We start from the raw sequence: 13,187 nt of genomic DNA, 5'->3' as shown, positions 1-13,187 counted from the left end.
CAGATTTAACCAGTTGTTTTTATTCATTTTTACGTAATGGTCCTTCTTGCTTATCCAGAACATTAGGATCCATATTTTTTATCCGAGATAAAAAGGCTTCTCCGTATTTATCAAGCTTGCTTTGACCAACTCCCTTTATCTGAAGCATCTCCAGTCTGCTTGATGGACGTATTCGGCTCATTTCTTTCAAGGTGGAATCTGAAAATACGACATACGGGGGAACGCCTGCTTCTGATGCTAGATCCGTTCGAAGTTCCCGCAACACTTCAAATAGTGTATCGGTCTCTTCATCCGACAGCTGCTGGACTTTCTTGGGTTCCTTTCGATAAACAGCTTCTTGTCCTTTTAATACTTGGATCCCTCTTTCTGTTACTTTCAAGATAGGATATTCTCCATCAACGGTCAGAAGATAGCCATTCGATATCAAATATTCAATCAACTGCATCGTTTCTTTTTGCGATTGATTTTTCATCAGTCCATAGGTAGATAAACGTTCAAACCCTAAGGCTCGCAGCTTTTGTTCTTTCGATCCTGCTAAGACTTTCATTAGCATCTGCTTGCCATAATTCTCCCCCATACGTTTCAAACAAGAAAGGACCATCTGTGCTTGTGTCGTTACTTCTACTATTTCTCTATCATCTAAACAGTTACCACAACGATTGCACGGACTGCTTGTCTCGCCAAAATAGTTTAGGATGTATTGCTGAAGACAGGAATCTATATACGCGTATTCTGTCATCGCTTTTAATTTTTCATATTCTTTTTGCTTTTGCTCCTCTTCTCTTTGGGACTGCTGGATAAAAAACTTTTGGACCTGAGTATCTTGAGGAGCGAAAAGCAGGATGGCTTCACTGGAAAGACCATCTCTTCCCGCACGACCAGCTTCCTGATAGTATGCTTCTAGAGAGCCAGGGATTTGATAATGGATAACAAAACGGACATTGCTTTTATTTATGCCCATGCCGAATGCATTGGTCGCTACGATTAGCTGTAAGCGATCGTATAAAAAGGCCTCTTGCATTGCCGTTCGTTCATTCTCATTTAGGCCACCATGATATCTGCCTATAGAAAATCCAAATTTTTTAAGCAAATGATAGATTCGGTCTACTTCTTTTCTCGTCGCTGCATAAATAATACCAGATTGATTTTTGTTGATTTTCAAATACTCGACTAGATACTGTTCTTTTTTTTGGTCTTTCACTACTTGAAAGCGGAGATTTTCCCGTTCAAAACCAGTCTGGATGTGATTGCCGTCAGGGATTTTTAAAAGTCGTTTTATGTCAGCGGCTACTTGTATAGTTGCTGTAGCTGTCAGTGCAACAATAACAGGTCGATTTGGCAGTTGATTTAGCTGTTTCGCCATTTGTAAATAACTTGGACGGAAATCATGCCCCCACTGAGAGATACAATGCGCCTCGTCAATGGCAATCATACAGACGTTCCATCGATTCATCGCTTGAATGAAATCCGGCATGATAAAACGTTCTGGAGCAATATAAAGTAAACGATACTGCTGCCTATCGATTTCTTGGAAGCGCCTAGCTGTTTCGTAACCATCTAACGAGCTATTGATAAAAGTGGCGGGTATACCTAATTGATTTGCTGCATCCACCTGATCCTTCATCAGAGAGATCAAAGGGGATACAACCACAGTAAGCCCATCTAATAGTAAAGATGGAAGCTGGTAACAGATTGATTTCCCACTTCCGGTAGGCATGATCCCTAATACATTTTCCTGATCAATGACTTTCTGGATAATTTCTTTTTGACCAGGTCTAAACTTATCATAACCAAAGTATTGTTTTAATAAGTCGTTCATCTTCCCGCTCCTTTCCCTTGCCATTTTACTTCGGTTTTCACCGAAGGACAAGTCGGCCCTCTCGTGAAACATAAGTGCGATATGAAACAAAAACACGTCGGAGTTAAGTTCTTTAAAAGTCTTTAAAATGTCTTTTGGCGTATTTTCTGAATTTATGTCCATTGACAACGATGACTTCTCCACAGAAATGAGTTGGACAAAAAAAGAAACCAGCTATTTTTTATAACAAGCTGGTTTCTCTCTTCATCCTTTTACAGATTATTTTTTCTTTTTAGATGCTTTTTCACGAGCATTTTTCTCTAAAATTTGTTTTCTCAAGCGAATGCTTTCTGGTGTTACTTCGCAATATTCATCATCATTCAAGAATTCCAAAGATTCTTCCAACGTCAATTGTTTTGGTTTTTTGATAACAGATGTTTGGTCTTTAGTAGCAGACCGTACGTTTGTCATTTGTTTTGCTTTCGTGATGTTGACAGTCAAATCATTATCACGGCTGTTTTCTCCGATAATCATTCCTTCATATACTTCTGTACCTGGTTCTACGAAGACTGTACCGCGTTCTTCGATACTCATGATAGAATAGGTCGTTGCTTTTCCGGTATCGATTGAAACAAGCGCACCTTGGTGACGTCCACCGATTTGACCAGGAAGCATTGGCAAATATTGATCAAAAGTATGGTTCATGATTCCGTAACCGCGTGTCATTGAAAGGAATTCAGTTGAATAACCGATCAAACCACGGGCAGGGGTCAAGAATGTCAAACGGATTTGTCCGTTTCCTGTATGGACCATATCTTGCATTTCACCTTTACGTAAACTCAAGGATTCGATGACACTACCCATGTATTCTTCTGGTGTGTCGATTTGTACGCGTTCAAACGGTTCGCATTTTACACCGTCGATTTCTTTTTCAATAACTTCTGGACGAGATACTTGCAATTCGTATCCTTCACGACGCATGTTTTCAATCAAGATAGACAAATGCAATTCTCCACGACCAGAAACAGTCCAAGCATCTGGAGAGTTTGTTGGTTCAACTCGTAAAGATACATCTGTTTGAAGTTCTGCCATCAAACGTTCTTCAATTTTACGAGCAGTTACATATTTACCTTCTCGACCGGCAAATGGTGAATTATTAACTAAGAAAGTCATTTGCAATGTTGGTTCGTCAATGTGAAGGATAGGTAACGCATCTTGATGATCCACAGGAGTAACTGTTTCACCGACAAAGATGTCTTCCATACCTGAGACAGCAATCAAGTCTCCAGCTTTTGCTTCTTGAATCTCTAGACGTTTTAGTCCAAAGAAACCAAATAATTTCGTTACACGGAATTTCTTAACTGTTCCGTCTAATTTAATTAATGCTACTTGGTCGCCTACTTTGATTGTTCCTCTAAATACACGTCCGATTCCGATACGACCTACATAATCGTTGTAGTCAAGTAATGAAACTTGGAATTGTAATGGTTCGTCGCTATTATCGACAGGAGCAGGAATTTTTTCAATGATCGTGTCAAAAATAGGTGCCATTGTTGGTTCTTGATCTGCAGGGTCGTCTGATAAGCTTGACGTACCATTCAGTGCAGACGCATAAATCACAGGAAAGTCTAACTGATCATCATCTGCTCCCAATTCGATGAATAGTTCAAGTACTTCATCAACGACATGCTCAGGACGAGCAGAAGGTTTGTCAATCTTGTTTACGACAACGATTGGTGTGATATGTTGTTCCAATGCTTTTTTCAATACAAAACGTGTTTGAGGCATTGTTCCTTCATATGCATCTACGACCAACACGACGCCGTCAACCATTTTCATGATCCGTTCTACTTCGCCACCGAAGTCCGCGTGTCCTGGAGTATCCATGATATTTACGCGAATTCCTTTATAGTCTACAGCTGTGTTTTTGGCTAAAATCGTGATACCACGTTCTTTTTCTAGCGCATTTGAGTCCATCGCACGTTCTTGCAATTGTGTATGTGCGTCTAATGTATCTGATTGTTTTAACAGTTCATCAACTAATGTTGTTTTTCCGTGGTCAACGTGGGCAATAATTGCGACGTTACGGATATCGTTTCTATAATTCAATGTAACTAACTCCTTTTTTATTGGTTCTTTATGACAGGGCAAATTTTACTCGACTGCTAATTATAGCAGACTTTTTTCATGAAATATAGTAAAATGTTTTCATTTTTTCGAGAAAATTAATCTTTTGCCCGTTTTTATCATCTTTGTGAATGTTTTCTACCTTTTTTCAGCCTTCTTTTTTCAAAAGGTCTGCGATTTCTGCATATGCACAAGGAGTCCCTGCTAAATAGTATTCCCTTTTATCAAAGGTCAATGGAGTGCCAAAAAGACCGCTTGTTACCATACCAAACTCTTCCAATAAGACATTTCCCGCTGCATAATCCCAAGGACTGAGGTTCGAAATGTAAGCAATATGGTTTCCTTTCAAGATTGCGGCTAGTTCAAGACCTGCACACCCGTACATACGTGTTCCCATGCTGCTTTCCGCAATCTCTCGGATTCCATATTTATTATGACCGAAAAGATAGCTATTCACACCAAGTAAGCCTTCTGATAAAGATTTATTTGCTGGTTTAGGCATTGGTCTATCATTTTTGTAAACACCTATTCCTTTTCCACCCCAAAAAAGCTCATTTCTCATGACGTCATAAATGAAACCAAGTTTTCCAACGCCGGATTCATAAACAGCGAGCATGATACAAAAATTTTCCCCTTCAATCACGAAATTCAATGTGCCATCAATAGGATCAATGATAAAGACTCTTCCATCAAGATCTGCTAGTTGATTATACCCTTCTTCTTCTGCCAATATTTTCGCCTCTGAATCATAGGAATGGATTTTTTCGATTAGAAAATTCTGGATGTTACGGTCAACATTTGTCACTAAATCCGTTCGATTTGATTTTTGCGAGATCGTTAATGTTTGTTGAGAAGATTGGATTTTCTCACCAGCTTCTTCAAGCCATGATTTGATATGATCAATCATCTGTTCCATTTATCTCACCCGTTCATTCTCAAAGTTTTGTTTGGATTTTTTTTTGCTTGCTGCACTGTACGATATAAAGAGTACCCGGAAGCTTTCTCAAATTCCCGACCCAATCGTTTTTCTTCTCCGATGGATTTGACAACTGTTTTGAACTGCTGATAGGTCTTCAAAAAAGCTTCATTGTTTATCCCTTTTTCGTTCGCACGTTCCAGATCTTCCCACATCTTCATTACAATGACCATTTCATCTGTTGTCCAGTCTAAATCAAGTGGATACTGATATTCTTGCATCTTCAACTCTCCTATTTCATATTCTTCTTTAGTGTAGCATAGGAGACGGTAATAAACCAAGAAGTAGTCGTATCACAAGTTTACATAATTAAATTATTGATAATAAAAAAAGAAATAAAAAAGGAGACTGAAAACTTACTCCTTTTTATCATTCTTATCTATTATTAAGTTTCTTCGTATTAATTCCAAAAAAACTTGATTTATCTTAGATGATCACGTGTAAGATTGCTTGTTTTTCTACTCTTGGCGAGTAATTGAGAGTTAATCACTCGGATTGTCTGGCCGTTTTTGTTTTTTTCTTCCATTTGACGTTCTGCTTTCCTTCTTAGCCTTTCTTGTACTCCATTATTTATAAAAATTTTTTCTTCATTGATAAGTTTATCAAAGCTAGGGTTCATGATTTCACGAAGGGTATGATCTTGATTTTTAGCGTATGTTTCCCATAATGTATTACTTGCTTCTATATCAGATTGTTCTCTAAGCGCTATAATCGTATTTTTTTTATACCAAATCAATTCAGAATCATCTGCAAATACTACTTGGCTTCGTTCAATTCCTTTACCTTTACGCTCAAGTACCTCGAGCAAAGAAGGTCCATCGATATTAGCATTTCGGAGCATGATAGTTTCAATCTTTGCGTATTTCTCGGAATCTGCGTCAAACAAATCAGACAAATGATCAAAGAAGCGCTCTTCAGTTCTACGAATCAATTGTCTAATCTGTTCTATTTGTGGTTGTTGATCAAGTGATAACGATGGGTCAATTTGGATGCTTGCGCCTACCTCAGTTCCTGGAATTTTCATTTCTAACTTCCTTCTTTCCCATTTGATGGATACATTACTCAAATATTTCTGTTTATTTTTTATGATATCAGTTTATGTAATAAAAATACGTACCATTATTTTCCAGAAAAAGAAAAAAACGCAACTGATTTCTCAGTTGCGTTTCGCCTATATTATTCAAATCAAATATGAATTGGCAAGCCTAATGCTAATTCCGAAGCATCCATGACGATTTCGCCAAGAGATGGATGCGGATGAATCGTCAAGGCGATATCTTCAGCATTCATTCCTGATTCGATTGCTAAAGCTAATTCAGAAACCATATCGCTTGCACCGACTCCCCCGATTTGTGCACCAATCAGCACGTTATCTTCGATTGTCGTAACTAGACGGATGAATCCTTCTGTTTTACCAAGCGATAATGCTCTACCGTTCCCTGAAAATGGGAATTTATATGCTTTTGCTTCGATACCAGCATCTTTTGCTTCTTTGATTGTCATACCTACAGAAGCCAATTCAGGATCAGTAAAGGCTACTGCCGGCATTGCTTTATAATCTACAGCTACTTTTTTGCCAGAGATTGCTTCAGCAGCGATTTTTGCTTCATAACTGGCTTTGTGTGCTAATGCCGCCCCTGGAACGATATCACCGATGGCATAGATATTGGGTACGTTCGTACGTCCTTGTTTATCTACCGTGATCAATCCTCGTTCTCCTACTTCGACACCTGCTTGTTCTAAGCCCATATCATCCGTATTCGGACGACGACCTACAGTGACCATCACATAATCAGCAGTAACGGATTCTTCTTTCCCATCCACTGCATATTTCACTGTCACGCTGTCGCCGTTATCGACTGCTTCTTTCGCCATTGCATTCGTTACGACTGTTACGCCTTTTTTCTTGAAATCATCTTCTACTAATTTTACTAGATCTTTTTCGTAAGTTGGTAAAATTTGTGGTGAGCCTTCAAGGATCGTTACTTCTGCTCCTAAGTTTGCGTACGCTCCGCCCAATTCGGCACCAATCACACCGCCACCGATGATCACAAATTTCTTAGGTACTTCTTTCAATGCTAATCCGCCAGTAGAATCTAACACACGTCCTCCGAACTTAAATCCTGGAATCTCGATTGGACGGGAACCTGTTGCGATGATTGCGTTATTGAACGAATAAGTTTGAGCTGAATCTGGATGAATGACGCGTAGTGTGTGATCATCTACGAAGAACGCTTCTCCTTCGATTGTTTCAACCTTATGTTTTTTTAATAGGAAACCAACACCAGAAGTCAACGTATGAACAACTTTGTTTTCTTTCCATTCTTGTGTTTTCGCAAAATCTAGTTTGACATTTTCACTAGTTACTCCAAACATTTCAGAATCTAGTGACTCTTGATAATGGTGTCCTGCAGCTATCAGTGCTTTTGAAGGAATACAGCCGACGTTCAAACAAACACCGCCAATATACTCTCTTTCAATGATTGCTACTTTTTGTCCCATTTCAGCAGCGCGGATGGCAGCTACATAGCCACCAGGTCCCGCACCGATTACAACTGTATCTAATTCTACAGCAAAATCTCCAACTACCATTTGTTTATCATCCTTCCATCATTAATAGCTCTGGATCAGCTAAAAGACGTTTGATATTATTCATTGCTTGTTGCGCAGTTGCTCCATCTACGATACGGTGATCGAAACTTAATGACAGTTTCATCACACGACCGGCAACGATTTCGCCTTCAGCATTTACGATTGGTTGTTGTGCAATCGTTCCTACACCTAAAATAGCTACTTCTGGATAGTTGATGACTGGTGTAAACCAACCGCCACCTACAGATCCGATATTGCTGATCGTAATCGTTCCATTGCGCATATCTTCTGCAGATAGTTTGCCGTCATGAGCTAATTTTGCTTTCTCATTGATTTCGTCTGCAATAGCAAACATTCCTTTGCGGTCTGCATCTTTCACATTTGGTACATATAGTCCGTGATCCGTATCAGTTGCAATACCGATATTGTAGTAATGTTTATAAACGATTTCTTGGTTTGCATCGTCGATAGATGCATTCAATACTGGGTATTTCTTCACAGTCGCTGTTAAAGCTTTCACGACATATGGCAAGAAAGTAAGTTTCGTACCGTTTGCAGCAGCAACTTCTTTAAATCGTTTCCGGTTATCCCATAGTTTAGACACTTCTACTTCATCATGCAATGTCACGTGTGGAGCTGTATGCTTACTGTTGACCATTGCTTTAGCAATAGCTTTACGTGTTGGTGTCATTGCTACACGTTCTTCCAAATCTCCTAAGTTGGACTTGAATGGTTTTGCTGTTGCAGCTGGTTTGCTTTCTGCTGCAGCAGCTGCTTCTTTCGGCGCTGCCGCTTCTGGCGCTTCTGATTTCGCTGGTGCACTGCTTGGACCACCTGTCAAGAAGTTTTCGATGTCCTCTTTTGTTACTCTGCCACCTTTTCCAGTTGCAGTTACTTGTGAGATATCTACATCTTTTTCGCGGGCAAATTGACGAACAGATGGCATAGCCAATACACGTTTATTTGGATCGGCAGCTTCAACGACACTTGCTGAACCTGATGTTTCCACTTTTTCTTTTGGTGCTTCAGCTGATGGCGCACTAGTTGATGGTGCACCATTGTGTCCAGGAGCATCGATTTCTACTAACACGTCCCCAACATTTGCTACTGTGCCTTCTGGGACAATCACGTTTTTAACTGTCCCGGTTACGGGTGACGGGATTTCTTCTACTGATTTGTCGTTTTGAACTTCTAATAATGTATCATCTTCATTGATTGTATCTCCTGGTTTGACGAACCATTTGACGATTTCACCTTCTGCAATTCCTTCACCGATATCCGGTAACTTGAATTGGAAGACTCCTTCGCTTGACGATCCAGCTGATCCTGTATCAACAGTTGGTTCAGCAGCCGGGTTAGCTGGAGTTTGGGATTCTGCGGCTACACCACTGTCCCCTTCATTGTCTTCGTGTCCTGGTGCATCGATTTCTACCAATACATCCCCAACATTTGCTACTGTACCTTCTGGAACAATGACATTTTTAACCGTTCCTGTTACAGGTGAGGGGATTTCTTCTACTGATTTGTCGTTTTGAACTTCTAATAATGTATCATCTTCATTAATCGTATCTCCTGGTTTGACGAACCATTTGACGATTTCACCTTCTGCAATTCCTTCACCGATATCCGGCAATTTAAATTGATAAGCCATGACTTTGTTTCGTCCCTTCTTTTCTTAAAATTCCGCGATTTCTTTTACTTTGTCTTCGATATCTTTTGCGTTTGGTAACCAAACATTTTCTGCTTGTCCAAACGGGAAGACTGTATCAGGTGCAGAAACTCGTCCGATTGGGGCTTCTAATGAAAGGATAGCGCGTTCTGAGATCTCAGAAACTACTTGCGCAGCAACACCCGCTTGTCGTTGTGCTTCTTGGACAACGACTACGCGACCCGTTTTTTCCACGGATTGAATGATCGTTTCTACATCTAATGGCGCAACTGTACGAAGATCAATGATTTCAACAGAGATATTTTCTTTTGCAAGATTATCTGCTGCTTTGATTGCTTCACGCACCATTGCCCCGTATGTGATAACAGATACATCTGTTCCTTCACGAGTAACTGCTGCTTTGTCCAAAGGAACTTCGTAAGCTTCATCCGGCACTTCTTCTCGGAACGAGCGATATAGTTTCATGTGTTCTAGGAAAACAACTGGATCGTTACTTCTAATAGAAGAAATCAATAGTCCTTTTGCATCGTAAGGATTTGATGGGATCACTACTCGAATACCAGGAGACTGGGCAATCAAACCTTCTAAATTATCTGAATGCAGTTCTGGTGTATGAACACCGCCACCAAATGGTGAACGGATCGTGATTGGTAGATTTCTAGTACCGCTCATTCGATATCTTGTACGAGCCATTTGAGCTACTACTTCATCCATTGCTTCGAAAATAAAACCAAAGAATTGGATTTCAGGAACTGGACGAAATCCTTCCAACGCAAGCCCAAAACTCAACCCTGCGATTCCAGATTCAGCTAAAGGAGTATCGAATACTCGGTCTTCTCCGAATTTTTCCTGCAATCCTTCAGTTGCCCGGAAAACTCCTCCGTTTTTCCCAACATCTTCACCAAAAACAACGACATTCTCGTCATTTTCTAGTTCAAGTGCTAAGGCATCGGTGATTGCTTGGATCATTGTTTTTTGTGCCATGATTATTTCGACTCCTTCGCTTCATAAATTGCAATTTGTTCTTTGATTGATTGTGGAGATACTTCGAACATGTTTTTCAAGAAATCTGAAACCTTTTGTTTTGGAACTTTGTCGGCTTCTGCGATAGCTGCTTTGATTTCTTCTTTAGTTGCTTCAATCACTTGTTCTTCTTTTTCTTCAGACCAAAGTCCTTTTTCCGTCAGATATTTACGGAAGCGGATCAATGGATCTTTTTTCTGCCATTCGTCATCTGTGTCTTTTGTACGGTAGCGTGTTGGATCGTCCCCAGATAGTGTATGGGGTCCGTAACGATAAGTCAGTGTTTCGATTAGGACTGGTCCATTTCCGCTGATCGCCCATTCCCGTGCCATTTTAGATACAGTATACACTGCAAGCGGATCCATTCCATCGACTTGAATACCTGGAATCCCAGCTGCGACAGCTTTTTGTGCAAGTGTTTTTGCTGCGGTTTGTTTTTCACGAGGTGTAGAGATCGCATACCCGTTGTTTTGGATATAAAACACAGCATTTGCATGGTAAGCGCCAGCGAAATTGATTGCTTCGTAAAAATCACCTTGTGATGAACCGCCATCACCAGTATAAGTGAAGACAACATTTTTCTTGTTGCGTTTCTTCAAACCTAATGCAACACCGGCTGCTTGTACATATTGTGCACCGATGATGATTTGTGGTGGTAGAGCTTTCAATTCTTCTGGATAAGAATTACCTGCAGCATGTCCTCTAGACCATAAAAATGCTTGTGATAAAGGTAAACCATGTTTTACTAGTTGAGGGACATCTCGATAACCTGGAAGAAGAACATCTTCTTTATCAAATGCATACGCGCTGGCCAGCTGACTTGCCTCTTGTCCTGCAGTTGGTGCAAAAAAGCCTAGGCGTCCTTGGCGGTTCAGCGCTGTGGAACGTTGGTCTAATACACGAGACCATACCATGTGAGTCATTAATTCAACGAGTTCATCATCGGATAAATCAGGTACTAAATCTTTGTTAACTACGTTTCCATCTTGATCAAGTGCTTGATATACTGGGAAATCTGCATTGACTTCATCTAGCAGTGCTTGGAAGTCGATCGGTGCTTTTTTGTTTGCCATTTGTCACACATTCCTCTCTCATCTATAAGAAAATCTCTTCATTCTGCGATTGAAACAGCGAATAAAACTGTATCACTATTTAACCGTCTTCATTAATAAATTATCATGGATTTATGAGAAATACAAGCTAAAAGCACAAATTTTCACGATGAAAGGAAATTATGTCAATCCGCATATTAACAGCTTTAGTGAATATAATCACAATGAGGAAAGCGTTTTATATTTAGGCTGTGTTTTTTCTATTTTCTAATCAAACTTACAATGATCTGTTTCTATTTAGAAACGCTGGTGTTATACAGTTTTGCTGCAACTATTTATTTTCTTAAGACATCGTGAATGGCTATACAAAGAGTGTATTTTTCTCTAATACTTTGCCTCGTCTTCTTTTTACGAAAAAAAAGAAACAGCCGGAAATTTAAATCCCAGCTGTTATATTCTTTAATCTTTTTACTTTGTGAAATTATTCTGTTAACCACTGTTCTAAAATTTTCATCTTTGAATAAAACAACGATATGTTGGCTTCATCTAGACGACTGTAATTGATTCTGATTCCATTTATATCTTGCCCAAAAAGTAGACTTGGTGCGATTCCTAGACCCAAATCTACTACTTTTTCTGCTAGTTGGGGGTCCAGCTTTTTTCCATCCCAAGTGATCCAAGCATAATAACCACCTAAAATCGAATGAAGCTTGAAAAACGATTGAGACTCCGCCCAAATGCTTATCAGTTGGCTTTTTTCTTTCAATTTTTTTCTTACATCCAACATTTTCAAATCAATTGCTTCATCAAATACATTAGCGGCCGTGATTTGTGTAAGGATGTTCATCGAAAACTCCATCATTTCTTGCGCTTTAGCTAGTTGCGAGATAAAGGCCTCTGGTCCGATCAACCAACCGATTTTCGTTGTTTTTCCTAAAATTCTAGATAACGAACCGACATATAATACATTATCCGGATCAATCGTTCGTATAGGAAGAACTTCATCTTGGTTTAGAAATGAAAGGTCCGTAAATACATCGTCTTCAATAATTGGAAGCCGATACTGCCGACACAATTCTACTAGCTTTTCTCGTCGCTTTTGACTCATCACTTTTCCTGTAGGGTTTTGAAAATTGGGGTTGATCAGCACTGCTTTCAATTTATTTTTATGGATCGATTCTTTCAGTTTTTCTAAGTCGATCCCTTCTTCATCCATCGGTATCCCAAATAAACGCGTTCCTGAAGCTTTGAAAAGAGGTAATCGGTAAAAAAAAGAAGGTGACTCTACAGCTATCCCCTCTCCAGCAGAAAGAATCGTTTGTAAGATCAAAAAGATTGCTTGCTGACCACCACCAGTCACCAGAAGCTGGTTTAGGGAAAAGGTCAGTTCAAATTTACTTTCCAAATACTGTTTGATTTTGTTACGTAACGGAGTATAGCCTAAAAGATCCATTTCTTTTTCTTCCACTAAGATTTCTTCAAGAGAATAAGAAGGAAACTCAAAATTCGGCAAAAGCTCATCTGGCATCTCACTCGCATATAAGTCAAGGAACAATGTTCTTTGGCTCTGCTTTGCTTCTTTTATTTTTTGTTCATACCAATCCGTCTGTTCATAGCGAGGTGAGATCATTTTTCGCCAATCGATTCTTGGAACGGCGAATTTCCCCCATTCAGTCTGATTGACGAACCAACCGCTACCACGTTTACTTGTTAATACGCCAAGCTCTCTAAGTTCTTCCAATGCATGAACAACGGTGGAACGATTTACACCAAAAAATTGCCCTAGTTTTCGTTCCGATTCAAGTTGATCTCCAGGATTGATTCTTCCACTTTCGATTTCTCTCATGATCTGTTCCATGATTTGACGATAAATCGGTCCTTGTTTTTTCTCTACTTTTCCCCACATAGTCCTCTCTTTTCTGTTGTCCATTCTTTCTATTGATTTTACCG

Annotated in this window: 10 protein-coding genes; all 10 read right to left on the bottom strand. The window is 39.7% G+C overall.

The genetic code is table 11. The features are described from left to right. Positions 1 to 19: 19 nt before the first annotated feature. Positions 20 to 1,819 (bottom strand): DNA helicase RecQ, encoded by a 1,800-nt coding sequence (gene recQ, locus OZZ83_RS12545; protein WP_278023855.1) that lies wholly within the window; start codon positions 1,817 to 1,819, stop codon positions 20 to 22. A 258-nt stretch (positions 1,820 to 2,077) separates the two neighbouring features. Then, a complete protein-coding gene (gene typA / locus OZZ83_RS12540) occupies positions 2,078 to 3,907 on the bottom strand; it encodes a translational GTPase TypA (protein WP_002292204.1) in 1,830 nt (609 codons plus the stop codon). 166 nt (positions 3,908 to 4,073) lie between these two features. Then, positions 4,074 to 4,841: an inositol monophosphatase family protein gene (locus OZZ83_RS12535; protein WP_002309455.1), complete on the bottom strand. Its 768-nt coding sequence runs from the start codon at positions 4,839 to 4,841 to the stop codon at positions 4,074 to 4,076. A 5-nt stretch (positions 4,842 to 4,846) separates the two neighbouring features. After that, complete coding sequence (locus OZZ83_RS12530; protein WP_002292206.1) at positions 4,847 to 5,122, bottom strand: UPF0223 family protein; 276 nt, start codon at positions 5,120 to 5,122, stop codon at positions 4,847 to 4,849. Between the two features lie 200 nt (positions 5,123 to 5,322). After that, positions 5,323 to 5,925 (bottom strand): hypothetical protein, encoded by a 603-nt coding sequence (locus OZZ83_RS12525; RefSeq protein WP_002309457.1) that lies wholly within the window; start codon positions 5,923 to 5,925, stop codon positions 5,323 to 5,325. Between the two features lie 161 nt (positions 5,926 to 6,086). Further along, positions 6,087 to 7,493 carry a dihydrolipoyl dehydrogenase gene (gene lpdA / locus OZZ83_RS12520; RefSeq protein ID WP_002289686.1) on the bottom strand — a complete coding sequence of 469 codons (1,407 nt, stop codon included), beginning with the start codon at positions 7,491 to 7,493 and terminating at the stop codon, positions 6,087 to 6,089. Between the two features lie 7 nt (positions 7,494 to 7,500). Continuing rightward, the gene (locus tag OZZ83_RS12515; RefSeq protein WP_195623877.1) at positions 7,501 to 9,144 is read right to left on the bottom strand and encodes a dihydrolipoyllysine-residue acetyltransferase; all 1,644 of its coding nucleotides are present in this window, start codon (positions 9,142 to 9,144) and stop codon (positions 7,501 to 7,503) included. A 24-nt stretch (positions 9,145 to 9,168) separates the two neighbouring features. Next, positions 9,169 to 10,146 (bottom strand): alpha-ketoacid dehydrogenase subunit beta, encoded by a 978-nt coding sequence (locus tag OZZ83_RS12510; protein WP_002292208.1) that lies wholly within the window; start codon positions 10,144 to 10,146, stop codon positions 9,169 to 9,171. A 2-nt stretch (positions 10,147 to 10,148) separates the two neighbouring features. Beyond that, entirely contained in the window at positions 10,149 to 11,258 is a 1,110-nt protein-coding gene (gene pdhA / locus OZZ83_RS12505) for a pyruvate dehydrogenase (acetyl-transferring) E1 component subunit alpha (protein WP_002292209.1), read from the bottom strand. Positions 11,259 to 11,718: 460 nt separating this feature from the next. Further along, entirely contained in the window at positions 11,719 to 13,143 is a 1,425-nt protein-coding gene (locus OZZ83_RS12500; RefSeq protein ID WP_002320073.1) for an aminotransferase-like domain-containing protein, read from the bottom strand. Positions 13,144 to 13,187: the final 44 nt, after the last annotated feature.

The organism is Enterococcus sp. E5-162 (assembly GCF_035725965.1).
Classification (GTDB): domain Bacteria; phylum Bacillota; class Bacilli; order Lactobacillales; family Enterococcaceae; genus Enterococcus_B; species Enterococcus_B lactis.
Note: the sequence above shows the minus strand (reverse complement) of the source record. Positions and strands in the feature narration are given on the sequence as shown.

Coding starts and splice junctions, on each gene's coding strand:
- OZZ83_RS12530 (WP_002292206.1), bottom strand. CDS start 5,122: ATGCAAGAATATCAGTATCCACTTGATTTAGACTGGACAACAGATGAA.
- lpdA (WP_002289686.1), bottom strand. CDS start 7,493: ATGGTAGTTGGAGATTTTGCTGTAGAATTAGATACAGTTGTAATCGGT.
- OZZ83_RS12500 (WP_002320073.1), bottom strand. CDS start 13,143: ATGTGGGGAAAAGTAGAGAAAAAACAAGGACCGATTTATCGTCAAATC.
- OZZ83_RS12525 (WP_002309457.1), bottom strand. CDS start 5,925: ATGAAAATTCCAGGAACTGAGGTAGGCGCAAGCATCCAAATTGACCCA.
- OZZ83_RS12510 (WP_002292208.1), bottom strand. CDS start 10,146: ATGGCACAAAAAACAATGATCCAAGCAATCACCGATGCCTTAGCACTT.
- recQ (WP_278023855.1), bottom strand. CDS start 1,819: ATGAACGACTTATTAAAACAATACTTTGGTTATGATAAGTTTAGACCT.
- pdhA (WP_002292209.1), bottom strand. CDS start 11,258: ATGGCAAACAAAAAAGCACCGATCGACTTCCAAGCACTGCTAGATGAA.
- OZZ83_RS12535 (WP_002309455.1), bottom strand. CDS start 4,841: ATGGAACAGATGATTGATCATATCAAATCATGGCTTGAAGAAGCTGGT.
- OZZ83_RS12515 (WP_195623877.1), bottom strand. CDS start 9,144: ATGGCTTATCAATTTAAATTGCCGGATATCGGTGAAGGAATTGCAGAA.